This is a genomic window from Micromonospora sp. DT53 (genome assembly GCF_049841535.1).
GTDB lineage: Bacteria > Actinomycetota > Actinomycetes > Mycobacteriales > Micromonosporaceae > Micromonospora.
In genome coordinates, this window is the sequence record NZ_JBNCKM010000002.1 from 329,110 (window position 1) to 355,268 (window position 26,159).

Consider the following 26,159-nt stretch of genomic DNA (forward strand, 5'->3'; position numbering starts at 1 on the left):
CTATTTCCCGAACGCTTCCCGCCGCAGGACCGCCAACAGCGTCGGAGTGCCCTCGGCGGTGGTGACCGCCACGGTCCGCCTGACCCAGGCGGTGTCGGTGGCCTGGGCCAGCAGGCAGGCCGCCAGGTCGGCCCGGCTGGTGAAGATACCGTCGGAGTGGTTCTCGGAGAGCCGATAGCGGGTGACGCTGTCGCTGTCGAACAGCCCCGACGGGCGCACGATGGTCCAGTCGAGGTCGCTGTCCCGCACCAGCTTCTCCATGGTGCGCATGTCGTCGTAGGTGGACTTGCCGATCGTGGCGGTGACCAACGGCTGGATGACCCGATTGAGCAGGAACCCGCCCTCGGCATGGTGATGCGGCTCGGCGGCGCTGGAACTGACAACGACGAGTCGCCGTACACCCTCGCGGCGCATCGCGGCCAGGACCGTCGCGGTGCTGTGGCTGTAGAGCCACACCGGTCGCCGAGTGAACGGCGTTCCGAGCGCCGACAGCACCACGGCGGCGCCACTCACCGGGACCTCCACGGTGGCATCGGCGGCCACCACCTCCAGGCCGGGGCCTCTGACCGGGAACGACTGCGGCTGCCGGGTCACCGCCCGTACCTCATGGCCGGCGTCCAGCGCCTGCTGTACGAGGCGACGGCCCGTGCCCCCGTTCGCGCCGAGAACGACGATACGCATCCGGTGTGCTCCCTTCCGAGGTGGCTTCGAAAGGAACGTCGATCCGCGCGACTGGTTTGTGACAAGCCACAGGTCAGGTAGAGCGCCCCCGGCCGGTGCTGCAGGACGGGCCGGGCCCGACGCGGAGAGGTGTCCTCCACGCCGGGCCCGCCGCATCGGCTGGGGTCAGCTGGTCACGCAGGCGGCCGTCGTGCTCGGGCCGGTGCCGGTGCCCTGGAAGCCGAAGCTTGTCGACTGCCGGCCGAGGACCCGCCCGTTGTAGCTCACGTTTGTGAACCCGACGGTTCCGCTGGTGCCGCTGGCCTGGGCGCTCCAGGTGCTGGTGACCGCGCCGCTGGGCAGCGCGACGGTCACGGTCCAGCCGTTGATGTCCGACTTGCCGGCGGTGACCGTCACGCTCGCGGTGAAGCCACCGGCCCACTGGTTGACCGCGACCGACGCGTAGCAGCCGTCACCGGCCGGCGGCGTCGTCGGTGGAGTGGTTGGCGGCGTGGTCGGCGGAGTGGTCGGTGGCGTCGTCGGCGGGGTGGTGGTGGGCGGGTTGGGCGCGCCGTTGGCCAGGCTGAAGGCCAGGTCGGGCTGGAACGAACCCGCCGTGTAGCGGCAGCCGTCGGCCTCTCCCGGCGGCTTCACCCAGAGGTATGCGTCGATGTTGCCGTCGCCGGTGTTGGTCGTCGGGTACTGCCCGATGCGCCGGTCGGTGTTGTCGTCGCCGCACCAGTCCCCGCTGGCGCCCCCGTTACGGCTGGTGTCGATGACCTGGCGCTTGCCCGAGATGCCCATGCCGTTGAGTGCGGAGATGACCGCCCGGCCGAAGTTCGCCTCGTTGGAGGTGGAGTTGTAGTTCGACACGTTTGTGAAGAACCCGTCGGCGTACTGCACGCCGGCCGCCCGGAGCCGGTTGGCCGTCTCACCCGCGCTGTTCCAGGTGGAGTGGCCGCCGTCGAGGTACACCTTGGCGTTGGGGTTGCCCGACTTGATGGTCCGGGTGGCCGTCGAGATCGCCTGGTTACGCGCATTGATCTCGGCGCTGCTCAGGCACGTCAGCAGGGCGAGCGAGTCGGTTTCCAGAATGATGATGACGGTCTGGTTGCCCAGCCCTCTGGCGAAGTTGGACACCCACGTCTGGTACTGGTTGAGGTCCGGCGCCCCACCGGCGCTGGCCCCGCCGCAGTCCCGGTTGGTGATCTCGTACACCGCCAGCACCGGGACCTGCTGCGCCGCGTTGGCGGCGCCGATGAACCCGGAAACCTCGGACTGCACGGTCGAGGGGTTGAAGTTGGCGAACCAGCGGGCCTGCGGCTGACTCGCGATCTTGTCGCGGATGACGGCGGCGCGCGAGTCACCGGGGTTGGCGGCGACCCAGCGGACGACCGCCGAACTCGGGTCGCGGTAGAGCGATCCGGACAGCGTGCCGGCGGAGGCGCTGCTGACGGCGAGGCAGACGCCGACGGCGGTGGCGCCCGCGATGGCCGCCACGCTGGCGGCCGCCGATCTGCGGCGAAGCGAGGAGAGGATAGCCACGACGTGTTGCCTCCAAGTCACATTGATGTTTCTAAGTTTGTGGGAGCGTTCCCATGGACGGTAGCGGAGGTGCGCACCACTGCCAAGGCATGCGGACTCGTCGATGGGACGGATACCCGGGCCTGTGCGGCCCTGGCTGCCGTCTTCGCGCAGACCGAACCCCGGGCCCGGAGCCGGTTGGCTCCGGGCCCTCGTCCCGCCCCGGTCAGGGGCTCGTGCAGGTGACGTTGCTGGGTGCGGTGGCGCCGTTGCCCGTGGCGGTGAAACCGAAGTTGGTCGAGGCGTTCGGGCCCACCGTGCCGTTGTAGGCGGCGTTCTTGACGGTGACGCTGCCGGTGGTGCCGGTGTTGGCGCCACTCCAGATGCTGCTGATGGCCTGGCCACTGGCCAGGGTCAGACCCACTGTCCAGCCGTTCAGGGCCGTGGTGGAGTTGTTGGCCACGGTCACCTCCGCCTGGAAGCCGCCGGGCCAGGTGTTCAGCGTCCGGTAGGTGGCGGTGCAGGCGCCCGGTTCGCCGGTCGGCGGCGGCGTGGTCGGCGGGTCCGTGGGTGGATCGGTCGGCGGCGGGGTCGTCGGAGGCGTGGTCGACTCGAACTGGCTGAAGAACCTCCAGATCTCACCCGAGGTCCAGGTCCGCGAGTCGTTGGGGCTGCCCGACCCGTCGACCGGGCTGGGGGTGTGGTCCCCGTCGAACGCCGCCCACTGCACGGGGTAACCGGCCCGGCAACCCGAGTAGGCGGTGGTGATGTGGGTGAGGCTGCCCCGGCTCGGCTCGCGCGGGCTCTGCGCGGTACAGCCGTTGTTCCGCACGAACGTGTCGCGCAACCCCCGACCCTGGGAGATGTTCAGCACGCTGTCGTAGATGCCGTGGATGCCGAAGTAGGCGACGGGCTGGGTGCCCCCGTTGCAACCGCTGAGGTTGGCGCCGGACAGCACGGTGACCGCGCGGATGATCGTGGGCCGGGCGCAGGCCACCGCGTAACTCATCGCCCCGCCGTAGCTCCAGCCCAGGGCGAAACGCTGGGTGGTGTCCACACAGAGGTCGTTCTCGATCTGCCGGGAGATGTCGTCGAAGAGGGTCAGGTCCCGACCGTTGGTGTTGGCCCAGCCGGCGTTGAGCCCCTGCGGGGCGACGAAGATCGTGCTGTTGTTCGACAGCGGCTGGAGCCCGTAGTAGCCGGCCGAGGTGACGTTGTTGGCCGAGCCGTTCAACCAGTGGAAGCCGAAGACCAGTCGGTACGGGTGGTTGCGGTCGTACCCGTCCGGGATCCGCAGGTTGTACGTACGACTCTGTCCGCTGCTCTGGATCGTTCGCGTTCCGCTGGCGAGTGTGGGGGCCTTGCCGCAGCCGGCGGTCGCCGCGAGAGTGCCGTTGGTGGCGGCCACCGCGGTGGCACCGAGGCCACCGCTCAACACGCCGCCGGTGGTGGCCGCGAGGAGAAGCGCCGCAGCCGCGATGGATGGGAGGAAGAATTTACGTCTCAGCATTGCTTGGGCTCCTTGCCGTTCGACGACCGACAGTGGTCGCCTGGCATCGACGGGGGCCCGGACTGGTCACCGAGTCGGCTCGGGTGACCGGGAGCGTGCCCTTCACTCCCGCATGGAAGATAGCAGGTTATCGATGGCATGCCGAGCCGACCGAGCCTCTCGGGCTCACGTCCCGAGCGGTCGGTCCGCCCACTCGGCGGCGACTTCCCGCAGGTCGCCGGTGCGAAAATGCGGAGGCTCGTGCAGCAGGAAGTCGCGGTGGCTGATGTTCCAGGCGTACGCCCCGGCCATGGAGAAGGCCAGCACGTCGCCGACGCCGATCGGCCCGGCGGTGGCCGACCGGGACAGCACGTCCTTCGGGGTGCAGAGCTGCCCGACCACGGTGACCGGCCCGCCGTCGGTACGGGGACCGACGGCACCGCGCCGGGGGTGCACGGTGAACGGCTGCGCGTGCCCCTTCGCCGCAGGTGTCCGCAGGTGGTGTGTCCCGCCGGTCACCACCACGAACCACTCGCCGTAGGAGCGTTTCACGTCGATGACCTCGGTGAGGTACGCCCCACAGTGGGCTGTCACCGACCGCCCCGGCTCGATGCGCAGCCGCACTCCCGGGTGCCTGTCGAGGACGTCCGCCAGGGCCCGGCCATAGCCGACCCAGTCGAAGCGCGCGGCCGGGTCGGTGTAGTCGACGGTCATGCCACCGCCGACGTCGACCTCGGCGGCGTCGACCTCGGCCGCCGCCCAGCCGACCACGGCGGCGGCGACCGTCGCGGCGAGCGGTGCGTCCAGACCGCTGGCCAGGTGGGCGTGGATTCCGCGTACGTCGATGCCGGCGGGCGGGCGGCGGGCGCACGCGACGGCGTCGGCCGGGTCCATGCCGAACGGGCTGGGCCCACCGCCCATGACCAGGCTCGCGCCCGGCGCGTCGACGGGCAGGTTCACCCGCAGCAGCACCTGGGCCGTCCGGCCCGCGACGGTGGCCAGCGCGCCGAGTCGCGACAGCTCGGTGGGCGACTCGACGTGGATGCGGCGCACCCCGGCGGCGAGAGCGGCGGCGAGGTCCGCGTCGGTCTTGCCCGGCCCGGCGTACGCGGCCGGCGCCCGCCCCGGCAGCACCTCGGCCAGCCTCCGCAGCTCACCCCGGCTCGCGGCCTCGAACCCGTCGACGATCGGAGCGAGGGTTCGCAGCACACCGGGATCCGGGTTGGCCTTCACCGCGTAGAGCAGCTCGACCGGCCGGGGCAACGCCGCCCGGATGGCTCGGGCCTGCCCGGCCAGCGCGTCGAGGTCGTGGACGTAGACCGGTCGGGTCATCGTGGCCCACCCATCGGGTTCGGCACCGGCACGAACGGTGCGGCCCGGTCGGCGTCGCGCCGCCACCGGACCAGCAGGTTCGCCTTGGCCAGCAGCGGCTCCCCGGTCAGCAGGGCGCGCAGCTCGGCCGGATCGCCGAGATCGGCGGCCACCGCCTCGACGACGGCCCGCAGCTCCTGCCACAGCCGCCGTTCGACATCCGGCCGCGCGTCGGCGAGGGCCCCGCTGATCCCGCCGAGATGGTTGACGAACAGGCAGTAGACGATCCGATGGTGGGCGGCCCGGGGACCGGAGCGGACCTGCGCCGGGACGCCGTCCGGCCAGGTGCCCCACCGGTCGGCGTCCAGCTTGACGCCCTCTAGGTCACGCAGCAGCATGCGGACCGGGCGGCGATCGCGGTCGAGCACGACTACCACGTTCTGCAGGTGCGCCTCGTGCACGACGCCGTGGCTGAGCCAGCTGCCCAGCACCGCCGGCACCAGCAGGCCGACGTACGCGCGCCACCAGGCCACCGGATCCGGTGTCACAAACGGCGTTGCGGCCAGCGCAGCCGCCAGCACCGGGGTGTCGCCGGGACGCAGGTGCGGGCGCAGACCGCCGCGCAGGATCGTCCCGTACGCCTCGTCCGGGCCGGGGACGTCGACCGTGCGGTACGCGGGCTCGGCGAGCAGCCCCACCCCGTCCGGCAGCGGCACCCGGGCCAGCAGGTCGGTCAGCGCCACCGCGCCGGTGAGTTCGTAGCGGGCGTTCTTGCGCAGGCAGTTGGTGATCCGCACGTGCAGGCTGGTCTTCACGAACAGGTCGGCCTCGGGGGCGTAGAGGGTGCGGACGCTCGCCGTCGGCCGCACCGGCACTCCGGCCGCCCCCAGATCGCGCAGCCGTGGGTGGGTGGGCGGGATCAGCGACAGCTGCCAGGGGTGCACCGGCAGGACGCGGTGCCCGCGCGGGGGCCGCGGCGGGTCGAGGGCGGCCACCAACGGATCGAACGGCCCGGCCTCAGCGATCAGGTCGTCCGGTACGGCGAGCCAGTGCAGCCGGAACGCGGTGCGCAGCTCCGGCGCGTACGCCCGCCAGCTGTCCGGGTCACCGCTGCGCCACTTCGGCGTGGGGTGGTGCGGGTGGCCGAAGACAAGTGACTGCTCGGAGTCGACGTACGCGTCGAGAGCGGGCTCACCGGTGGGGGTCGGGTCCTCGGCCGGTCGGTCGGCCAGCAGCCGGGCCACGGTGTCCCGGCTGGCCCGGACCTGCTCGACGAACTCGTCGTTCGCCAGGCCGGTACGAGTGGCGAGTTCCGCCGCGACCAGAGTGGCCAACCCGTCCGCGTCCAGGTCCGCCCACCGTCCGCCGCCGACCTTCCGTTGCACCGGCCCTCGGTAACGGTGCGCGCCGAGCGGCGAGGCTCGCGCGACCTCGCAGCGCACGGTGACGTCGACGTGCCGCAGCAGCAGCCGCACGGCGCCGTCGACCACGGCCGGGGCGCGGTCCGGCGGGGCCAGCTCGCGCAGCAGGCAGCCGAAGACGGCGTGTGCGGCAGCCAGGTCGGCGAGCTGACCGGGGTCGGTGGCCGGCCGGGAGCGCAACTGCGCGCTCGTCATCGTGTCTCCCGGAGGTAGTTCGGGCCGGTACGCAGGTAGTACTTGTTGATGTCGGCGCAGCCCAACCGCTGTTTGGGCAACAGGGTGCCGGCGGTGAGCATCGCCTTGATGGGCAGCCGGGCGGCGTGCAGGACCCGCTCGGTGAAGGTCCGCACCGCCGGTCCGTCGCCCCACCGGTCGCGGGCGGCGGCGAGTCGGGGCACCAGCGCCTCGGCGGGTGACGGCACGGGCAGCCCTCGGGCGGCCAGGGCGACCAGGGGCGCGGCCGCGGCCAGGTGCAGGGTGATGGTGATGAACACGTCGGCCAACTCCTGCGGGTCACGCGCCCACATCCGGTCGTCGTGCAGGGCGAGCCCGCCCGGGCCGTCGTGCCGCGCGTCCAGCCGGGCGCCGTCGTTGTCCTTGTACAGCAGGCCGACCGTGCCGTCCGGGTGTACCAGCAGGTGGATGTTCTGCGGGTGCGCCTCCAGGGCGATCCCGTGGCGTAGCCACAGGAAGACGTGCCAGTCGAGCAGCAGGTCCAGGTAGGACTCCAACAGCGGGACGGGCCGGTCCGGGCTGATCCGTTCGAGGACCGTGCCCGCCACCGGGTCGGCGGCGGCGAGTGCCGCGACCGGCACCACCTGGACGCCGGCCAGGTCACGCGGAAATCGGCGCAGCAGGAAACCGCGCCGCTCGTCGCCGTCGACGTGTGCCCAGGTGCTCTCGTCGGCGTGCCGGATCCGACCGGCGAATGTGGGTTCGGCGGCGGCGATCCGGTCGAGCAGTGCGGCGACGGCCGCGCCGTCGGCGAGCGAGCCCGGTTGCAGCGTGCGTCGGTTGCGCGCGCCGAGACTCGCGGTCGGCAGCGGCAGTTTGAGGTGCACGTACGGGTCCTCGTCGAGTGCCACCGTCCGCATGGAGAGGGTGGGTCGCACCGGGGTCACCGGCAGGTCGGCCACCGGGAGCGCGTCGCGGGCCACGGTGATCGGATGTGCCGGCAGCAGCAGTTGGCCCGGTCGGGGCGTGCGTGGCCACCACGACGGGAGCTCGCCCGCGAGCCGGACGTCCTCGGCGGGGACGGCGTACCAGCGCAGCGCGAAACGGGGGGCGTGCTCCGGGGCGTACCTGAGCAGTTCGTCGTCGCGGAGACCGTGCCGGCACCTGTCGGTGGGGTAGACGGGGTGACCGTGGTGGGCGGCGAGCACGTCGTCCAGGAGCGCCGCCGGCATGCCGCTCGGGGCGATCGCGCGTTCGGCGGCCACCTCGGTGAGCACCCGCTGCCGGTTCCGGGCGGCGAGCCGCCGGGCCCGCAGGTCGGCGCGGCACTCGACGCCGAAGTCCCGCCAGCCGGCCTCGGCCTCGGCGTTGTCGCGTGGGGCGAGCAATGTCAACAGCCCGTCCACCGTCTCCGTACGCTGCGGGTCGCCGTCGCCGACCACCAGCAGCACCATCGGCGCGGCGCTGCGCAGGGCCTGCTGGAAGCCGTCCACCCGGACCGGAATGCGCAGCAGGCCAGCGGGGTGCGGCACCTGCCACCAGTCGGGCCCGTCCGCTCGGCCGGCGCTGAACAGACCGAGGTGGTCCTCGCGCAGCAGGCCGTCGAGCACCCGGGCGAAGACCTCCCGCTCGCAGTCGTCGCTCACTCGGCGATGGTCCACTGGAGGTCGCCTCGGAAGGCGGCCAGCGAATGCCGGACGGTGGCCTCGTCGGGGCCGATCCCGTGCAGCACGGCGAGGTAGTCGCGGTTCGTGCCGGTGTGCTCGGCGCTACGGCCCAGCTCGCGCAGCGGATGGCAGCCCAGCCGGACGTCGCCGTGGACGGTGTCCAGCGGGCCCGGCGCGGCGACGAGTCGGCCGGACCGGTCCGCGCAGACGTACTCCACCCGGGCGTAGCGGTCGACGGTGTCGGGCAGGCCGAGCGCGGTCAGCGGCTCGCCGAGGTGCAGCCGGATGACGTGCTCGAACAGCGGCACACCGAGCAGGTCGGCGAGGATCAGGTCCATCCGGTCGCCGATGAGGCGGTAGTTCACCTCGATGAGCCGGACCCGGCCGTCGGAGATGACGTACTCGGTGTGGCAGGCGCCGAAGCCGACCCCGAGGGCGTCGAGCCGCGCCCGCAGGTGGGTGCGCGTCCGCTCCGCCGGCGGCGCCCAGGCGAGGGTCTCCTCGGTGAAGGTCGGTGGCGGGCCGAGGCCGGTGCGCCAGCCGCCGAGCGCGGCCAACTCGGTGCCGTCGCCGAGGGTTTCGAAGGTCCGCAGCTCACCGTCGAGGTACTCCTCGACCACCAGGGCCACGTCGGGCCGTCGGCCACGGATCTCGGCCACCCGGGCGACCAGCTCGGCGTGGTCGGCCACCAGGTACGCGTCCTCGCTGGCCACCCCCTCGCGGGGTTTGACCACTGCCGGGAACACCTCGGTCGGCACCTCCGGGGCGGCGCCGGGGTCGACGGTGACGGCGCGTACCAGATCGAGGCCCGCAGCGGCGATCGCCCGGCGGGCCGCGGCCTTGTCCTTGCAGAAACGAGCGGCATCCGGGTCCTTGCCGGGCAGGCCGAGCTTTCGTGCGGCGATCGCGGTGGCCTCCTGGAGATGGTCGCTGTTGGACAGTAACGCCACCGGTCGGGTCGGAGCCGTCGCCGCGACCACCGCGGCCGCGTCGCGAACCGCGCACCGCGTCACCCGCACGTCCGCCGGCCACTCGCCGGGCCGGTCGGTCAGCACCGTGGCCGACAGCCCGAGCGACGCCGCCGCCGGGAGAAACCCGTCCAGGACGGCGTCGGTGGGGTTGAGAGCGGTCAGGTAGAGCCGCATACCGCCTCCGTCGACTACCACGATGAGACGATTAGGCTAGCCTACCCTTATTGAGCGGTATGGCACCCGGTCGGCCGGCGCCGCCGGCACCGAGGCGTCCGCGCCGGGCGGCGATGCGCTACTGGGCCGGTGTGTCACACGCCGGGCCGGGCGGACCGCGTCCGACGCGACGGCGCGGTGGGCGGGGCGGGACGCCCGTGCCGGGGGACGAACGTCGGCGTGCAGGTCAGCCGCCCGCATCGGCAGGTCTTCTGGGCGGCATGCTCAGCCGGCCGGTGCGGCGGTGGGCGCGCCGGGCCGGTCGTCAAGCGTGCGCAGCTCGGCGGCCCGCGCCTGCTGCATCCGGCCGGCGAGCGCCCTCAGCTCCGGGCTTCCCCCGGCGTCCTGCTCACCCCGGCACAGCACCACAGTCTGGGTGAGGTGCGCCCGGATCAGGGCGGCCGCCCGGGAGGACACCTCGGCGTCGGACGCGGTTCGCAGCTCGGCGAGGCTGGCATCGGTGACCATGCCGGGCATCTGATGCCCCTCGTGGATGTTCAGCTCCGGCACGTTGCCAGCGGCCAGAAGCCCCCGCAGGTCCCGCAACTCCGCCTGATGGGCCTTCCGGAGTTCGCCGAGGAGGGCCCGCAACGACGGATCCGCGTCCGCCGGTCGGGTGTCGAGCTGGTCGATCAGCGCGAGGGCGCCCTCGTTCATCGGGATCAGCAGTTGGATGAAGGCGTCGTCGGTGCCGTTGAGCACCACCGGAGCGGTCGGCGCCGCAGCGGCCGACGAGGCTGCGGCCGACGCGGGCACCGGCGCGTGCTCGGTGCGACCCCAACCCTGGGTGAGACCGACGGTCAACGCCGTGGCGACCAGGGTCGCGACGACACCTGCCAACCGCCCGGCCCGGACGCGCGACCCAAGGCGCTGTGCCCTGGTCTGCTGGTCCATCCGTTCGTCCCTGCTCAACGGGCGGCCTGGAACGCGCGGCCGACGACTGTCGCCTCGGTCCCGTCGCTGAACAACCCGGACCGGTCCTTGTCCGTGGCGGGTAGACCGAACCAGGCGTAGCGCTGCAGGTAGGAGAGTTGGCCGAGCATGGCGGTGGCCGCCGTCAGGAAGGCCGCCTGCTGCTCCTGACCGGGAAACTGCGGACCGCCCCCGTCGAAGCGGATCAGCGCGAACTCGGTAAGCCAGATCGGCTTCCGGTACCGCTGGTAGACAGCCTGGAGGTACTGCCGGAGTTGGGCCACCGCGGTGGCGGTCGTGAAGTCTGCGCCGAACCAGTGCAGCGTGATGAAGTCCACCCGGTGGCCGCGGGCCTGGGCGCCGGTCATGAACCTGTCCAGCCAACCCTGCGGGTCCGGGCCACCCCAGGCGACCGCCGGGCTGCCCAGCCTGCTGCCCGTCGCCATCAGCTGCGGCCACAGGTCCAACGCCTGCTCGACTGTCATGTTCGCCTGCTCGGGCATGTCCGGCTCGTTGAAGGTGAGCAGGTACGGCCCGGCGGCCTTGGCTCGCGCCAGCTCCGCGGCGGTGACGTTCTCCGCGCTGCGGATCATCGGCACGAACGTCGCACCGCGTGGAGTGCTGATCCCCGGGTGCTGGGTGCCCCAGGTGTAGTACCAGCCGGCCTTGGAGTTCGCCAACGCCTGACTCGCCCCGGCGAAGTTCCACACCCCGACGCCCTTGCGCACGGGGCCGACCACCGGCGCGACCGGAGCTTTCGACGACGGCCGCGCGCTCGGCGAGGGCGCGACGCTCGGGGTGGCGACGGCGGTGGGGGCCGCGGACGGCGGCGCCGCCCACGAGGGTGCGGACGGCTCGTCCGGCAGGATCACCACCGCCATGGTGATGGCCAGGACGGCGGCGGCCACACCGGCGGCGAGGGACGGTACGAGGCCACGGGGCCGGTTCACCGCGAGGTCGACGACGCTCTGGCCGCCGCCCGCATCGGCGGACACCCCACCGGGTGGGGTCGGCCCGGCGGGGTGTCCGACCGTCGGGCTCGGGGGCGCGACGGCCTGCGCGGCGGCCGCGGGGGCGGCCGCGTTCGGCAGGTGGGCGCCGAGTCCCGCCGGCAGCGGCAGCAGCGGCAGACCGGCGAGCAGCCGGTCGATGGGCAGAAGCGTGGTGCCCAGCCGTCCGCAGAACGCGCAGTCGCGGACGTGTCGAGCCAGTCGCTTGCGCCACAGCGAGCTGGGAGTGCCGTCCCACTCGGCGGTCACGGCGCCCAGGTCCGGGCAGCCGGGGCGGGCGCGCAGCGCGCGTACGACGGCACGGGCGCTCTGGATCTGCTCCTTCATCCGGTGGATCCGCACCGCGAGGTGCCCGGGTGACAACCCGAGCGCGTCGGCGACCTCGTTCCGGGTGATCTCGCCGGTCTCCTCCAGCCACCACAGCGAGAGCAGCTCCTGGTCGTCCGGGTCGAGCCAGCGGGTCGCCTCGGCGACCTCGCGTCGTTGGTCGGTGAGACCGAGCCGGAGAATCGTCATCCCGGCGAAGTCGGAGGCGGGGTCGGGCACGTTGTGGATCGCGTCGAGCCCGGCATCGCGGTTCAGCGCGACGCGGCGGCGCGTCTCCCAGTCACGCACCTGGCGGATGGTGATCGCCACCAGCCAGGACCGGTAGGCCGACGGGTCGTTGAGCGCGGGCAGGTACCGGATCACCCGTACCAACGTCTCCTGGACCACGTCGTCGGCGTCGGCGTGCCCGCGCAGCGCCCGCCCGACGATGTTGTAGACCAGCGGGAGCGAGGCCGCGACGACGTCGTCGAGAGCGCGCTGGTCGCCCTGCCTGGCCGCGACGACCGACCCGACATCGGGCAGTGCTCGACCGGCTGACGACATCTGTCTCACTCCTCGTGTGCTGATCCGCGCGGCGCCCACGCTGGGTGCGCTGACCGCCCTCAAGATCGGAGACTCACGGCAGCGGGTGGGATTACAGAATTCCCGGGCGGTTGGCTCGCCACAAGCGGCGCGGGTCCGTCGGCGGCGCATACGAGGCGTCGGCGCCGGGTATGGTGCGGGGTGTCGGTGTCGCCGGGCGTTCGCCCGTGCACAGGACACCAGCATTCGGGCGCCAGCGTGTGCGCCGAAGCGTCACCAGGTCGCACGGCCGACGTTGCCGGGGCCTCAGACGCACCCCTTCGGTAGAGACAGGATCCCTGCATGACTTCGAACGACAACAATCGAACCGACCTGTTCCTCGCCACGTCGAACGGCGACGGGCTGGACGGACCGGCGGTGACCTTCGACAGCAGCGAGGAGGCCATGCGGCAACTGCGCCACCCGTTCGCGGTGCAGCCGGCCCCGCCGGCCTCGACCGCCGTCGACGCTGCGGACCAGCGCGGCTGATCCGAGCGCGCCACCCCTACCCCGAACGCCAGGGTTCATACTTTCGGCTAGAAAATAGTCAGTCTTTCGGGTAGCGTCCGGGTCATCAAGTGAACGACATGACGCGGTGGCGAGGCCCGTGCTCGTGGCCTTGCGACAGCGCACCTTCGCCCGTACGTGCGCCCCGGCGGCAGCCGGTTCGGAGACCCTTCCGGTCGACTCGATCGACGGGCCTGCGGGAAGGACCACCCACATGGCCACCATCGTCGACAACGCGACAAGCACCCGCACCGATCAGCGAAGCAGTGACCAGAGCCCGGACGAGCTCCTCGCCGCGATGAAGGCGACCCCGGCCGACGACCCCCGCCGCCCCGCACTGCGCGACCGCGCCATCGAGGCGTGGCTGCCGCTCGCCAGGCACCTGGCGCGCCGCTACGGCGGACGCGGCGCACCCGACGACGACCTGGCCCAGACCGCCTTCGTCGGGCTCATCAAGGCCGTGGACAACTTCGACCACAGCCGAGGTGTCGACTTCAGCGGGTACGCCATTCCCACGATCATCGGCGAGATCAAGCGGTACTTCCGGGACCGCACCTGGGCGGTGCGCGTGCCCCGTCGCCTCCAGGAGCTACGCCTGTCGATCACCGCGGCGAACAGCGCCCTGACCCAGACCCTCGGCCGCTCGCCGACCGTCGCCGACATCGCGTCCCACCTCGACGTGACCGAGGAGACCGTCCTGGAAGGGCTGGAGGGTGCGCGCGCCTACCGGGCCACGTCGCTGTCCACCCCGACCGGCGCCGACGGCAGCCGGGAGCTCGGGGACACCCTCGGCGACGACGACCGCGCGTTCGATCTCGTCGAGATCCGCGTCGCCCTCGGCCCGGCACTGGCCACGCTGCCGGAACGCGAACGCGAGATCCTGAGCCTGCGCTTCCACGGCAACCTGACCCAGGCCCAGATCGCCGACCGGATCGGCGTCTCGCAGATGCACGTGTCCCGGCTGATCACCCGCTCGCTGGCCGCGCTGCGCCTCCAGCTCACCCCGGACATCGCCGCCTGAACCCGGTCACAGTTGGATGACGTGCCCCACCCGTGGCGGCGTACGACCGGCGAGAACGTCGAGCCACGTGTGTGGAAGCGCCGCCGGCCCGGTGCCCACCCGAACGTCGAGCCACCCGCTCACGACTGCGGTGAACCGTTGCCAGGCCTCGGTGAACCGCTGGTCGAGCCCGTCGCGGCCCCAGTCGTGGCTGCGCTTGCGCATCTGCACCGGCGCGAAGAACACCTCCTCGGCGGCGGCGGCGTTCGGGGTCTGGTTGGTGAGCCCGACCGCGATGTCCCGGAGGAGTCGGTCGCCGAGGCGTCGACGCAGGGCGGCACGGGTCGAGGGCGCGCCGGACAGGTCGAGGTAGACGGTCGGGACCACGTCGAGGGCGTCGATGTCGTCGTACGACACGACCTCGTCGTAGCAGCCGAGCGACCGGGTGAACGCCACGTTGCCGGGTGAGGTGAGGCCGACCAGGCGCGGTCCGCGCCGGTGCAGCTCGAACGCGGCGGCGTACGCGGTCTTGCTCGACGCCGATGACACCAGCAGCGTCTCGGCACCGTAGAAGTCGTTGTCGACAACCTGGTCGGCCAGCATGAACGAGGTGAAGAACAGCGGCCGGAACAGGATCAGCAGATCCTCCTGGTCGCGCTGGTACGCCGGGTCGCCGGTGGTCGACCGGTACGCGTTGTACGGCGACGGCAGCTCGGCCCGGTGCGGGCTCGCCTCGCGGAATCCGGAGGCGTCCACCCGGTCCGGGCGTACCACGAGGTGCCCGGCGGGCGGGAGGTAACCGTAGATCCGTTGCCCCACGTCGACCCCCGCCACCGCCGAGGCGACCACCTCGGCGAAGCCCCAGAGCGGCGGCAGGCCCCACTGCGGCCCGAGCCCCTGGGCCGCCGGCGGAAAGAACTGCCAGTAGCGCATCGAGTCGCCGAGCACCGCGTAGGTCACGTTGTTGGCGGTGAGGCCGACGCGGTCCACGCGCAGCAGCGCCTCGCCCTCGGCCACGGCGGGGACGGGGCCGTCGACGAGCGTGGTCTGCCCGAGGTCGTCACGCGCCACGGCGAAGGTCCATGAGTCAGCCATGAGGTGACGCTAGACAGTCTCGCAATCGGAGACAAGTGCACTGTGAGTGCAAAATCCCACTGCGCGGGTCGGGGTCGGGGACGCGGTCACGGACCTGTGGTGGCGGCGAGGTCACGGAGGTGCGCGAGCGGCAGGTGCGGTGGCCGCCACTCCACGAAGAGGGCCGTCGCGTCGTCCTCGAGCTGGTCGTCCTGATAGCCGACAACCGCGCGGACCAGGCGGCGCATCGTCTCCGGGCTGGGCAACCCGTCGTTGAGGGCGCGGTTGACGAAGTCGACGAGCCGGTCCAGCCCGAACTGCTCCCCCTCGGCGCTACGGGCATCGGTGATGCCATCGGTGTAGGCCAGGATGCGGTCACCCGGGTGCAGATTCTCCTCGTGCACCCGTGGCCGGTGCGGGGACAGGTGGCCCAGGCCGAGCGGCAAGACGGTCGGCCCCGGAAGCTCCCGAACGGCCTTGCCGTCACGCAGCAACATCGCACCGGGATGCCCCGCGTTGATGATGCTGAGGCGGCCGGTCCGACGGTCCAACTCGATCAGCAACCCGGTCGCGAAGAAGTTCGGGTGCTCGGACCGCACCCACCTGTCGATGCTGATCGCCGTGTCGACCAGGTCGAGGCCACACCGACGGGCGTTGCGGTACGCGCTGACCACCAACGAGGCAAGGGTGCTCGCCTTGATGCCGTGCCCACAGGTGTCGAAGAGCCCCACGCTGAGCACGTCATCGTTCAACGCGTAGTCGAAGATGTCGCCGCCGACGTCGTAGCACGGTTCGAGGATGGCGGTGACCACCAGGTCGTCGGTGGCGAAGGTCAGCGGCGGGAGCAGACCCCAGACGATCTCGGCCGCGACCTGCATCGGCATCCGCCGCCGCATCCGCTCGACCACGTCACCGTAGAGCCGGCGGTTGACCAGGATCTGGGCGATGTTGACCGCCACCTCCCAGGCCGGACCATCCATCGCCTGGTCGGCGGCGGCCGGCGAGACGATCTCCAGTACGCCCATCCGCTCACAGCCGAGCAGCAGCGGCACCCAGACCCGGTCCGGGTTGTCGGGCGCACGCTGGATGTCGAGGGTGGTGAAGGCCCGACCGGCGAGCGTCGTCTCGATCGGCAGTTGGTCCCGGTCGAGACCCGCGCCGAGCAGCGGCACGAGGAGGGTCTGCGTGTAGTCGGCCAGATAGATCACGATCTCGCTGGCGTCGATCCCTGGCGCCGCACGGGCCACCAGTTGCGACACCTCGTCCGGGCCACCCCGCGGCGCGTTGAGCTGCAACCAACGCACCACCTCGCCGACGTCGACCACGCCCACCTCCCCCTGTCCAGCGGTGAGGCTACCCCGCCCCAGCGCATTCTCCGCTCGCCTCGACCATCGCGCTGAGGAGCGCGGACAGCGGCACGGTGGCGAATCCCACCCGGGCGTCACTCGCCCCGTACGGCACCCACAGCTCACCGTCGTGCACGAGAGCACCGCAGGAGTAGACGACGTTCGGCACGTACCCGTCCCGGTCCCTGTCGTCGGGGGCGAGAAGCGCACCGGGCAGGAGCGCGCCGACCCGCTCCGGTGCGTGCAGGTCGAGCAGGAGCGCACCGATCGCGTACCGACGCATCGGCCCGACACCGTGGGTGAGCACGAGCCAGCCGACGTCGGTCTCGATCGGTGATCCGCAGTTGCCGACCTGGATCAACTCCCAGCTCTCGCCCGGTGCGTGCAACGGGGTCGGCGCCTGCCAGCGGTTCTCGCCGTCGAGAGCGGTCAGGCCGATGGTCTCGCCGTCGGCCCGGCACAGTGCCAGGTGCCGGCCGCCGACGGTACGTGGAAACAACGCGAGCCCCTTGTTCCGGGCGCCCGGACCGCGCATCGGGGTCATCTCGAACTGGCGCAGGTCGTCGCTGGCCAGCGCGCGGGTGGCGATGTTCCGGCCGTCGTAGGCGGTGTAGGTGGCCCGGTACACCGGTCCGGATTCATCGACGAAGCGGACGAACCGCGCGTCCTCCATGCCGTTGCTCTCCGCCGGGGTGGCTGGCCAGAGCACCCGTTGGTGCAGGGCCGTGTCGGCGGGGAAGGCCGTGGCGTAGCTACCGGCGTTGGTACGACGCAGTTGTTCGACGGTCCCCAAGCCGGTGCTGCGGGAGAGCAGGTCGCGCGGCAGGTTGCCGAGCACCCGCTCGAAGGCGGCCTCGTCGTACCACTCCGGCAACGCGTCCAGCACCGTGGCCGCGACCTCGTTGTCGCAGTCCTCCTCGGCCAGGCCGGCGGCGAGCAGGTCCCGGCGGTGCCGTACGCCGGTCCGCTGCCCGACGGCCAACGGCCCGGCCCGTTCGGCGACCGTGAGCTGTTTCCCCGGTCCGACGATCGCGGTGGCGAAACCGATCGAGGACACGTGGCCCTCCCCGACCTGGCGCAGGCTGATGGCGACGCGCAACTGCCCGGGGCCGAGATCGGTCTGGTCCGGATGGGCCACCATCGACGGGTTGCACAGGGCGGCGGCCTCGACGGCGTACTCGTGGCTGAAGTAGGCGCCGACCAGCAGCCGGCTGTTCGGCGAGAGGTCCCGGGCCCGCGCGGCGCGGTGCCGGACCAGGTCGTAGTGGTGCTGGAAGGTGTCGGCCAGGTCGCGGTGCCGGGCGCCGAACCGGTCGAGGGTGTCCCGCAGCAGCCGGGCGGTCTCCTCGTCGTCGAGGCGCGCGACCCGGTCGATGAGCGCCTGCGCGCGGGTCCGTACCACTGCGGCATCCTCACCCGGAACGAAGAGCTTGATGATGACGCGACGTGGATCCGGGGTGAGGGTGACATCCTGCCGGACGGCCAGACTCCGGGTCACGACCACCGCCGGGCGTGCTGCAGGGTGGAGATGAGCGCGAGGGTGGACTCGGCCCCCTGGTTGAGGTTGGGCCCGTGCGCGGTCAGCCCGTCGTAGCCGCCGCCGGTCGCCGGATCCCACATCGGCATGCCCAGGTCGTTGTCGCCGAGGAACCACCCGACCGCCTGCCGCACCCCGTTCTCCCACTCCGGGTCCCCGGTGACAGCGGCCGCCGTGGCGCAGGCGTCGGCGAAGGCGGCGACCTCGATCGGTTGCTGGTCGTGCCGCAGCCGCACGGCGCCGCGCCGCCAGCCCTCGGCGGGTACGACCGACAACCGCCCGTCGCGGAGCTGGACATCGCTCAGCCAGGTCAACATGTGCAGGCCGTCGTCGAGAGGTGGGCCGCCCTCGCGAAGTTGGCTCGCGGCGATGACCACTTCGGCGAGGGCGGCGTTGGCGTACGTCAGCTCCTGCCGTGGCCACCGCCACCTCGGATCGGAGCCTGGGGGGCCGATCGTGCTGGCCGCGTCCGCCAGCAGGGACGCGGCGGCGACGTGGCCCGGGTGACGACGAAGGACCTCGGCCGCGCCGAGACCGGCGAAGGCCATCGTGTGCGGGGCCTTGGCCCGCCGGGTCGCGCCCCGGCTGAAGGCGACGAGCGCCTCCTCGCGTACCCATGGGGCGGGGCTGTGGGCGACGGCCGTGCCCAGGCCCCACAGAGCTCGACCCCACCAGTCGCCGAGCCCCGGTTCGTCGACCCAGCGGCGATCGTGCCCGAGTCGGTTGTGGAACGCGCCGCCAGCGTCCTGCGCGTGCGTCAGGAACGCCAGGTATCGCTCCGCCAGCCGGAGCAGTTCCTCGCTCGGCTCCGGCTCGCGGCTGACGACCACCAGGCCACGGGCCACGTCGTCGGTGCAGTAACCATGCTCACGTCGGACGATGGCGTGCCGTGCGTGCTCGAACAGACCGGTGTCGTCACTCAGCCGAGCCAGGTGCGCGAAGCTGGGCGCGGGTGCCGTCGTCCAGCGCCCACCCGTCGACGTCCGGGGACGTCCGGTGGTCGCCGTCACGCCGGCACGGCGGTGACGGCGGGTGAGCGGGCATCGACGAGCTCTGCGGCGACGCTGCCGTAGCGGGCCGCCACCGCAGGCCAACGCAGGTGCGCGGCCAGCGGACGAACCCGCCCGGCCAACCGGGCGGTCAGGCCCGGTTCGGTCAGGACCCGCCGGATCGCCTTGGCCAGTGCCGCCGGGTTCTGGTGGGGTACGACCAGACCGGGCCCACCGGTCAGCAGCTCGACGGCGTGCGGGAACGCCGTCGCCACGACGGGCACACCGGCGGCCACCGCTTCGATGAGCACGCCGGAAGTGACCTGTTCGCGGGAGTCGTAGGGCAGGACGACCACGTCGGCGGAGCGGATCAACCGGCCCAACGCCTCCTGGTCGTGGTAGATGTCCTGGTAGTCGACGGCGTGCGCGACGCCCAACTGGGCGCCGAGCTGGTGCAGCCCCGCCCGGTACACCTCACCGTGGTGCTCGATCACCTTCGGGTGGGTCCGTCCCGCCACCGTGTAGGTCGGAGTCGGCTCCAGATCCTGCAACCGCGCGAGGGCCCGCAACGACCACTCGATGCCCTTGCCCGGCCCGAGTAGCCCCCAGGTCAGCAGGTGCGGGCGGGTACGCCTGTCGACGGGTACACCGGCGAGCTCGGCCGCGCCGTGCGGGATCACCGTCACCTTGCCCGCTGGCACGGCGTACCCGACGAGCAGCCGGTCGCGGGCCGTGTCGGTCATCGTGACGACCGCCCCGGCGGTCGCCACGATCTGCTCCAACAGGGATTTCTGCCGGGCCGAGGGCCGGCTGAGCACGGTGTGCAGGACCACGATGCTCGGCACGCTGAGCCGCCGCAGCAACGGCAGCACCTCCTCGCCGTCGGCGCCGGGGTAGATGCCGTACTCGTGCTGGACGATCGCCACGTCGTACGCGTTCAGGGCCGTCGCCGCCTCCCGCCAGCCGGCCGGGTCACGCGCCGACCAGGTGTGCACCACCCCGGGCACGGGCCGCTGGTCGTCGCCGTGATCGGTGACCCGGACGATGCCGCCCCGGCTGCCGTCGGCGGTCAGCTGGGCGGCGAGGGCGGCGTTGAACGTGGCCAGACCGCACCGGGTCGGTGGGTGGGTGCTGAGGAATCCGTAGCTGAGCATGAACGTGGGGCCTTCCGGTTGTCGGCCACCGCAGAGGTACGGGGTGAGCCTCACGCGGGGACGGCGCACGCCGGTCAGCGTGTGTGACCGGCGGAACGGAGAGCGGTGCAGCTCGGTCAGTTGCCGACGAGCTTGTCGTAGACGGCGAGATAGTCGGTGACCATCCGGTCCGCGCTGAAGCGCTTCAAGGCCCGGGCCCGACACTCCACCCGATCGAGGCCGGCGACCCGGGTGATCGCTTCGACGGCCTGGTCGACGGTGGAGACGAGGAGACCCGTCACCCCTTCGTCGACGACCTCGGGCATGGACCCCCGCCGGTAGGCGACGACCGGGGTGCCGCAGACCATCGATTCCACGACCGACAGCCCGAACGGCTCGTCGAAGGCGATGGGGTGCAGCAGTGCGGTGCTGTCACCCAGCACCTCGGCACGCCGTCGCGGCCCCACCGAACCGAGGAAGACGACCTGGTCGCCATCGATGTGTGGGGCGACCTCTTCGGCGAAGTACCGCTCGTCCTGCACGATCCCGCAGATGGTCAGTCGCCGGCCGGCGCGGCGGGCGATCTCGATCGCGGTGTGGGTGCCCTTGTCCCTGTGGATCCGGCCGAAGGCGGCCAGGCCAGGACCGGCCTGGTCGGTGAACGGCAGTCCGCCGACGTCGACGCCGTGGTACACCGTGGCCACGTAGTCGAGCTCCGGCGCCCGGTCGGCGTCGGAGATCGACACGTACGACGAGCGGGCCCGGCCGTAGGCGGGCAGGATCCCCGCGCCGGAGAAGCCGTGCACTGTGGTCAGCAGCGGCGCGCGGCAGTGTTCCGCGAACGCCAGGGGCAGCCAGTCCAGGTGGCTGTGCACCACGTCGAACTGTGCCGAGCGGGCCATCGCGTGGGAGACGTGCATCGCCTCCCACACCCGGCCGTCCAGGTCCGGGTCGTCCGCGTACCCCCGTGGGCAGACTCCGTCGAGCCGGGCGGACGTGACGGAGTCCAGTGTCGCGAAGAGCGTCACGTCGAACCCGCGGCCGACAAGCCCTTCGGCGAGCAGGCCGGTCACCTGCTCCCACGGGCCGTAGTGCAGTGGGGGCGTACGCCAGGCGACCGGTCCGAGCAGCGCAATCCTCAAGGGGATGACGCGTCGACGAGATCAGCTGGGTTGAGGTTGAGGGTGGCGAGCAGCCCGGAGTGCTTGGCCGGGTCCACGCGCTCCGGCAGCTCCCGCTCGACCCAGTCGGCCCGGGCCTGCTGACCCCGCTCGCGTAGTGCGGCGACGATCCGTTCCCTGGCGATCCTCATCTGGTACTCCCTCATCAAGGCGTTCGAAACGATCATTCGCACGGACAGCGGCGTGAACGCGCCTGTCGCATCCGGATCTTCAGCCGTCCCGGCCGCCCTGAACGGCGAATCCGACAGCCGGGACGTGGTCGGCGATCAAACAGCACGACCAGCAGGTGGCGGCGGTGGGGATGACGATCGATAACGCCCCTGACGGGCTGGTGGCGACGGCATCTGGCGGCCACCGGGGTCCCGGGCGACGTGTCCACCGTACGCCCTCGGGGCATCGGGCTGCACACGCACCGGAACCCGGTTCTTTCGGAACGTGCCGTCAGCGGCGCCGATCGACCCACAAATGCCCTCGACGTAGTCGGTGATCAGGGCTCCAGCACGACCTTGCCGGCCCGGCTGCGATTCTCGGCGAACACCAGCGCGGCGGAGACCTCGCTGAGGGGGTAGCGGGCGGCGATCTGCGGCACGATCACTCCCTGCCGCAGCAGGTCGAGCACGATGCCGAGGTCGGTGCGCAGGCGACGGCGGAACGCGGCACGGCGGGTGAGCTGACCGGCCCAGAAGTTGTAGAAACCGGCCCGGTGGCCGTTCGGCAGCGCGTTCCAGGTGTAGAGGCGGGTCAGCAGCTTCACGAAGACCCACACGACCGACTGCCCGGTGCCCACGGCGGCGGCGTTGCCGTAGACGACAAGTTTGCCGCCGGGGGCGAGCAGGGCGTACGAGGTGCGTACGCCCGGGCCGGCGACCGGGTCGAAGACGGCGTCGACGCCACCTGGCGACAGCTCGCGGACCCGAGCGGCCATGTCCGGGTCGCGGTAGTCGAGCGGTTCGACGCCGAGTTCGCGCAGCCCGGCGTGGTGCCGTTCGGCGGCGGTGCCGATGACCCGCAGGCCGAGGTGCCGGCCCAGCTGGACGAGCACGCTCCCGACGCCGCCGTTCGCGCCATGAACAAGGATGGTCTGCCCGGCCTTCAGGTCGGCGTCCCGCAGCATCTGCCAGGCGGTCACCCCGTTGACGACGACGGTCTCGGCCGCGGCGGGGTCCAGGCCCACGGGTACGGGGGTCAGGGCGTCGATGTCGACGAGCGCGTGCGTGGCCCAGGCGCCGGTCTTGGTGACCGCCGCCACCCGGGTGCCGACCAGCGCATCGTCGCCGCCGGGACCGACCGCCCGGACCGTGCCGACGAGGTCGTAGCCGGGCACGAACGGAAACTTCGGCTGGCCGGGGTAGAGAGCGTGGCGCATCTGCTGCTCGGCGAACGAGATACCGGTGGCCTCGACCTGGACGAGCGCCTGCCCTCGGGCGGGGACGGGCATCGCGCGTCGGTGCAGCTGGAGGCCGTCAGGCTCCACCACGCCGGGCAGCACCACTTCGGTGATCGTCGTGTGGGTGGTCATCGGACTTCTCCCTTGTTTGTAAGTGTGCACTTACACACTTTTCGGGTTCAAAGAGTGGGCCGCCGAAGCGGCCCAGCATCGGAGTCGGTCAGGGGTGACTCGGTCAGTAGTGGCTCGGTCAGTAGTGGCTCGGTCAGTAGTGGCTCGGTCAGGGGTGGCGAATGCCGGCGGTCAGGGCGCGCGCCCAGGGCTCCGGAACCTGCTCCAGGCCAGCGGTCACGATCAGGTGGCACAACTGGCCGTACGCGAAGAACTGCTGCACCTGCGCGTCGCTGGCCCCGGCGCGACTCTGCACGAAGGTCGCGACCCGCCGGTAGCCGGCCCGCACCGCCTCGGCGACCTCCGGGATGTCCGTGACGGCCTGCGCCTGCACCTGAAAGAGCAGAAGATCACGATCGGCGATCAACTCCGCGTACGCGCCGCCCATGGCATCGAGGATCTCCTCCGGACTGCCGCCCGCGGCACGCTCGGCACCCGCCTCGATCGCGTCGGCGATCCGGTCGAAACAGGCTCCGGCCGCCGCCACGAACAACCCGAGCTTGCCGGAGAAGAGCCGGAAGACGTACGCCTCCGAGATGCCGGCGGCGGCGGCCACGGCGGTCACCGGGGTGGCATGGAAGCCGGCGCGTGCGAACACCGACACAGCGGTGTTCAGGACGGTGACCCGGCGGGCCTCGGCGGTGGATCGCATGTTTGTAAGTGTGCACTCACAAACAAGCGCCGTCAAGCCCGTCGCCCGGAGCCGGCCGCCCAGCCGGCCCCGCAGCCGGCCCCGCAGCCGGCCCCGCAGCGGGCCCTGACCGGCTCACTCCAGCGGATAGAGGCGGGCCGGGTCACCGGGACGGACGCTGTCCGGCACGTCGTCCGCACTGCTGGCGGCGATCGATCCGAGCAGCGCCAACGAGCGGGCGGACTCCGTACCGGGCTCGGCGTGGTAGATCACCAGCAGCTGCCCGTCGGCGCCCGCCACCGCGAGCTTGTCGCAGTACAGGTCGAGGTCGCCCACCTCCGGGTGGTGCAGCCGGCTGACCACGCCCTCCCGTCGACGCACCTCGTGGCGGGCCCACAGCTGCCGAAAACAGTCGCTCTTGAGTGACAACTCCCCCACCAGCGCCGTCAACCGTGGGTCGTCGGTGGCCCCGCCCGAATCGGCGCGCATCTGCCCCACCACGCTCTGCATCGCCTGCCGCCAGTCGCGGAACAGCTCCCGCTCGGCCGGGTCCAGGAACACCGCGCGGAGCCGGTTGGCGCCCGGGGCGAGATTCGGCGACAGCGCCCTCGCCATCGGGTTCGAGGCCAGGATGTCGAGGTAGCGATTTTGCACGAACGCCGGCATGGAGAGCTGGCGCAACAGGTGCAGGATGCTGGCCGGCACCCGCTCGGCGGCCGGTCGGGCTGCCCGCCGCGACCGCGCACGGCTCAACCCGATCATGTACGCGGTGGCCTCCGGATCCAGCCGCAACACTCCGGCGAGGGCATCGAGGACCTGCACCGAGGGGTGCCGCTCGCGACCCTGCTCCAACCGGAGGTAATAGTCGGCGCTGATGCCGGCCAGCATGGCCACCTCCTCGCGCCGCAGCCCCGGCACCCGGCGCAGGCCAACGCCCGGGCCGAGCCCGACGTCCTCGGGCCGGGTCTGCTCCCGGCGGGCACGCAGGAAGTCGCCGAGCGGGTTCGTCGCGTCCATGCCACCGACGGTAGATCGCCGGGCGGCCCGGTGACTGGCTGTGTCACTACCAGGAACAGCTCGCCCTGCCGCCCCGGTGGGTGCCGACGGACAGTCGACGCATACCCACCCCGATTACGGATAGAGGACCACATGAGCGAGAACCTTCCCGGCGGGTCCCTGACCCTGGCTGACGGCCTCACCCTGAGCCGGATGGGCTACGGGGCGATGCAGTTGGCCGGCCCGGGTGTCTTCGGCCCGCCCCGCGACCGGGAGCAGGCGCTCGCCGTGCTCCGCGAGGCCGTCGACCTCGGTGTCCGACACATCGACACCAGCGACTTCTACGGACCCGTGGTGGTCAACGAGCTGATCCGCGAAGCGCTGCACCCGTACCCCGAGGATCTGCACCTGGTCACCAAGGTCGGCGCGCGCCGCGGCGCCGACCGCTCCTGGATCCCGGCGCTTGAGCCGGACGAGCTGAAGGCCCAGGTCCGGGACAACCTCAAGCACCTCGACCTGGACGTCCTCGACGTGGTCAACCTGCGGGTCGGCGTGGCGGAGGGCACCGGGGACGATCCTCTCTCCGAGCAGTTCGGCGCCCTCGCCGAGTTGCGGCAGGAGGGGCTGATCCGGCATCTCGGGCTCAGCAACGTCACGCTCGACCAGCTCACCGAGGCCCAGGCCATCGCGCCGGTGGTGACGGTGCAGAACCTCTACAACCTCGCCAACCGGAAGGACGACGCGCTGGTGGACAGGTGCGCGCAGGAGAACATCGCGTTCGCGGCGTTCTTCCCGCTCGGCGGGTTCACGCCGTTGCAGTCCGGCACGCTCGACGACGTGGCGGCCCGGCTGGGTGCCTCGCCGCAGCAGGTCGCCCTCGCCTGGCTGCTGCAGCGGTCCGCCACCACCGTGCTGATCCCGGGCACCTCGACGCTGGCGCACCTACGGGAGAACATGGCGGCTGCCGACCTGAGGCTGCCGGCCGACGCGATCGAAGAGCTCGATGCCATCGGCGGCTGACGCCGGGACGCGGACCGCCGCACGGCGGTCCGCGTCACCCGCCCGCTTCGCTCAGGCCCGCCGCCCGGTCCAGATGAGTGAGGAACCGCCGCACCGCCGGTGGTCGGCTCCGCCCGGCGACGGTCGCGGCGAAGATCCGCCGGACGGAGGCGTCGTCGGGGTGCAGGCGGAGCAGGGTCAGGTCGGATGGGGCGGCGCGGACGGCCAGCGCCGGCACCAGCGCGACGCCCAGACCGGCCGCGACGCAGCCCAGCTTGCCGGTCCACTCGGCCGCGACGATGTCGATCCGCGGGCGAAAACCCGCCGGTAGGGTCGCTCGCAGCAGAGTCTCCTCGGCGGTCGCCGAGCCGGCGATGAACGACTCGTCGGCCAGGTCGCGCAGGCGGATGGTCCGCCGGTGGGCGAGCCGATGCGTCCGGGGAACGGCCACCAGAAGCGTCTCGTCGACGAGGTGGTGCAGGTCGAACTGGTCGCCGTCGAGCGGCTGGTCCGACGCGGCGCTCACCACGGCGACGTCGGCGTCGCCGCCGACCAGGCGCTCCAGCAGCCCCGGCGTGAGCCCTTCGACAAGCGACAGGGCCACCTCGGGATGGTCGGACTTGAAGCTGGCCAGAGCACGTGGCACGAGCGCGGCGACCGCCGTGGGGAACGCGCCGACCCGCAACCGGCCGGCGGACAGGTCGCGCAGCGCCGCCAGGTCCCGCCGGGCGGTGTCCAGCCGGTCGAGCACCGCCACGGCGTGGCCGAGCAGGCAACGGCCCTGCTCGGTCAGGGCGACACCGCGCGGCAACCGGTCCAGCAACGGCGACCCGGTCTCGGCTTCCAGCGCGGCGATCTGTCGGGACACCGCCGACTGGGTGTAGCGCAGGCTGCGGGCCGCAGCCGTGATGGAGCCGTGCTCGGCGACGGTACGGAAGACCTGGAGCGTGTTCAGCTGCATCGAACCA

At 72.1% G+C, this 26,159-nt stretch carries 23 protein-coding genes; 3 read left to right on the plus strand and 20 right to left on the minus strand.

What is annotated here, in order from left to right; translation table 11 throughout:
• From ACLQ3B_RS07405 to ACLQ3B_RS07445, 9 genes are all read right to left on the minus strand, one after another.
• On the minus strand, positions 1-681 hold the full coding sequence (locus tag ACLQ3B_RS07405; protein WP_425778559.1) for an NAD(P)-dependent oxidoreductase: 681 nt from the start codon (positions 679-681) through the stop codon (positions 1-3).
• 165 nt (positions 682-846) lie between these two features.
• Positions 847-2,205: a glycoside hydrolase family 6 protein gene (locus ACLQ3B_RS07410; protein ID WP_425778561.1), complete on the minus strand. Its 1,359-nt coding sequence runs from the start codon at positions 2,203-2,205 to the stop codon at positions 847-849.
• Between the two features lie 205 nt (positions 2,206-2,410).
• Positions 2,411-3,694: a cellulose binding domain-containing protein gene (locus ACLQ3B_RS07415; RefSeq protein ID WP_425778563.1), complete on the minus strand. Its 1,284-nt coding sequence runs from the start codon at positions 3,692-3,694 to the stop codon at positions 2,411-2,413.
• Between the two features lie 165 nt (positions 3,695-3,859).
• Positions 3,860-5,005, minus strand: a complete 1,146-nt coding sequence (locus ACLQ3B_RS07420; RefSeq protein WP_425778565.1) for an alanine racemase — start codon at positions 5,003-5,005, stop codon at positions 3,860-3,862.
• A complete protein-coding gene (locus ACLQ3B_RS07425) occupies positions 5,002-6,600 on the minus strand; it encodes an IucA/IucC family protein (RefSeq protein WP_425778567.1) in 1,599 nt (532 codons plus the stop codon). The genes ACLQ3B_RS07420 and ACLQ3B_RS07425 overlap by 4 nt, the downstream gene beginning before the upstream one ends.
• A complete protein-coding gene (locus ACLQ3B_RS07430; protein ID WP_425778569.1) occupies positions 6,597-8,225 on the minus strand; it encodes an IucA/IucC family protein in 1,629 nt (542 codons plus the stop codon). The genes ACLQ3B_RS07425 and ACLQ3B_RS07430 overlap by 4 nt, the downstream gene beginning before the upstream one ends.
• Positions 8,222-9,391, minus strand: coding sequence for an ATP-grasp domain-containing protein (locus ACLQ3B_RS07435; RefSeq protein WP_425779821.1), 1,170 nt, complete (start codon positions 9,389-9,391; stop codon positions 8,222-8,224). Before ACLQ3B_RS07435 ends, ACLQ3B_RS07430 begins: the two co-directional genes overlap by 4 nt.
• Positions 9,392-9,655: 264 nt before the next feature.
• On the minus strand, positions 9,656-10,324 hold the full coding sequence (locus ACLQ3B_RS07440; protein ID WP_425778571.1) for a DUF305 domain-containing protein: 669 nt from the start codon (positions 10,322-10,324) through the stop codon (positions 9,656-9,658).
• A 14-nt stretch (positions 10,325-10,338) separates the two neighbouring features.
• Positions 10,339-12,222, minus strand: a complete 1,884-nt coding sequence (locus ACLQ3B_RS07445; RefSeq protein ID WP_425778573.1) for a sigma-70 family RNA polymerase sigma factor — start codon at positions 12,220-12,222, stop codon at positions 10,339-10,341.
• A gap of 321 nt (positions 12,223-12,543) precedes the next feature.
• Here ACLQ3B_RS07445 and ACLQ3B_RS07450 point away from each other — a divergent pair, with 321 nt between their 5' ends.
• Positions 12,544-12,729, plus strand: coding sequence for a hypothetical protein (locus ACLQ3B_RS07450; protein WP_425778575.1), 186 nt, complete (start codon positions 12,544-12,546; stop codon positions 12,727-12,729).
• A 232-nt stretch (positions 12,730-12,961) separates the two neighbouring features.
• Positions 12,962-13,768, plus strand: coding sequence for a SigB/SigF/SigG family RNA polymerase sigma factor (locus tag ACLQ3B_RS07455; protein WP_425778577.1), 807 nt, complete (start codon positions 12,962-12,964; stop codon positions 13,766-13,768).
• 6 nt (positions 13,769-13,774) lie between these two features.
• Here ACLQ3B_RS07455 and ACLQ3B_RS07460 read toward each other — a convergent pair whose 3' ends face one another.
• The 10 genes from ACLQ3B_RS07460 to ACLQ3B_RS07505 form a co-directional block, all read right to left on the minus strand.
• The gene (locus ACLQ3B_RS07460; protein WP_425778579.1) at positions 13,775-14,842 is read right to left on the minus strand and encodes a DUF2855 family protein; all 1,068 of its coding nucleotides are present in this window, start codon (positions 14,840-14,842) and stop codon (positions 13,775-13,777) included.
• Between the two features lie 86 nt (positions 14,843-14,928).
• Complete coding sequence (locus tag ACLQ3B_RS07465) at positions 14,929-16,146, minus strand: PP2C family protein-serine/threonine phosphatase (RefSeq protein WP_425778581.1); 1,218 nt, start codon at positions 16,144-16,146, stop codon at positions 14,929-14,931.
• A gap of 28 nt (positions 16,147-16,174) precedes the next feature.
• Positions 16,175-17,665 carry a glycoside hydrolase family 130 protein gene (locus ACLQ3B_RS07470; RefSeq protein ID WP_425778583.1) on the minus strand — a complete coding sequence of 497 codons (1,491 nt, stop codon included), beginning with the start codon at positions 17,663-17,665 and terminating at the stop codon, positions 16,175-16,177.
• Positions 17,662-18,714: a glycosyltransferase gene (locus ACLQ3B_RS07475; RefSeq protein WP_425778585.1), complete on the minus strand. Its 1,053-nt coding sequence runs from the start codon at positions 18,712-18,714 to the stop codon at positions 17,662-17,664. Before ACLQ3B_RS07475 ends, ACLQ3B_RS07470 begins: the two co-directional genes overlap by 4 nt.
• Positions 18,711-19,847, minus strand: a complete 1,137-nt coding sequence (locus tag ACLQ3B_RS07480; RefSeq protein ID WP_425779822.1) for a glycosyltransferase — start codon at positions 19,845-19,847, stop codon at positions 18,711-18,713. The genes ACLQ3B_RS07475 and ACLQ3B_RS07480 overlap by 4 nt, the downstream gene beginning before the upstream one ends.
• A 116-nt stretch (positions 19,848-19,963) precedes the next feature.
• Entirely contained in the window at positions 19,964-20,968 is a 1,005-nt protein-coding gene (locus tag ACLQ3B_RS07485) for a glycosyltransferase family 4 protein (protein WP_425778587.1), read from the minus strand.
• Positions 20,965-21,138 (minus strand): hypothetical protein, encoded by a 174-nt coding sequence (locus ACLQ3B_RS07490; protein WP_425778589.1) that lies wholly within the window; start codon positions 21,136-21,138, stop codon positions 20,965-20,967. Before ACLQ3B_RS07490 ends, ACLQ3B_RS07485 begins: the two co-directional genes overlap by 4 nt.
• A gap of 356 nt (positions 21,139-21,494) precedes the next feature.
• Entirely contained in the window at positions 21,495-22,526 is a 1,032-nt protein-coding gene (locus tag ACLQ3B_RS07495; RefSeq protein WP_425778591.1) for a medium chain dehydrogenase/reductase family protein, read from the minus strand.
• 148 nt (positions 22,527-22,674) lie between these two features.
• Positions 22,675-23,217 (minus strand): TetR/AcrR family transcriptional regulator, encoded by a 543-nt coding sequence (locus ACLQ3B_RS07500; protein ID WP_425778593.1) that lies wholly within the window; start codon positions 23,215-23,217, stop codon positions 22,675-22,677.
• 114 nt (positions 23,218-23,331) lie between these two features.
• The gene (locus tag ACLQ3B_RS07505; protein ID WP_425778595.1) at positions 23,332-24,213 is read right to left on the minus strand and encodes a helix-turn-helix domain-containing protein; all 882 of its coding nucleotides are present in this window, start codon (positions 24,211-24,213) and stop codon (positions 23,332-23,334) included.
• Positions 24,214-24,345: 132 nt separating this feature from the next.
• Between ACLQ3B_RS07505 and ACLQ3B_RS07510 the strand changes: the two genes are divergently transcribed.
• Positions 24,346-25,212, plus strand: coding sequence for an oxidoreductase (locus tag ACLQ3B_RS07510; protein ID WP_425778597.1), 867 nt, complete (start codon positions 24,346-24,348; stop codon positions 25,210-25,212).
• A 34-nt stretch (positions 25,213-25,246) separates the two neighbouring features.
• On the opposite strand, the gene ACLQ3B_RS07515 is transcribed toward ACLQ3B_RS07510, so the two are convergent.
• Entirely contained in the window at positions 25,247-26,152 is a 906-nt protein-coding gene (locus ACLQ3B_RS07515; RefSeq protein WP_425778599.1) for a LysR family transcriptional regulator, read from the minus strand.
• Between the last annotated feature and the right edge of the window lie 7 nt (positions 26,153-26,159).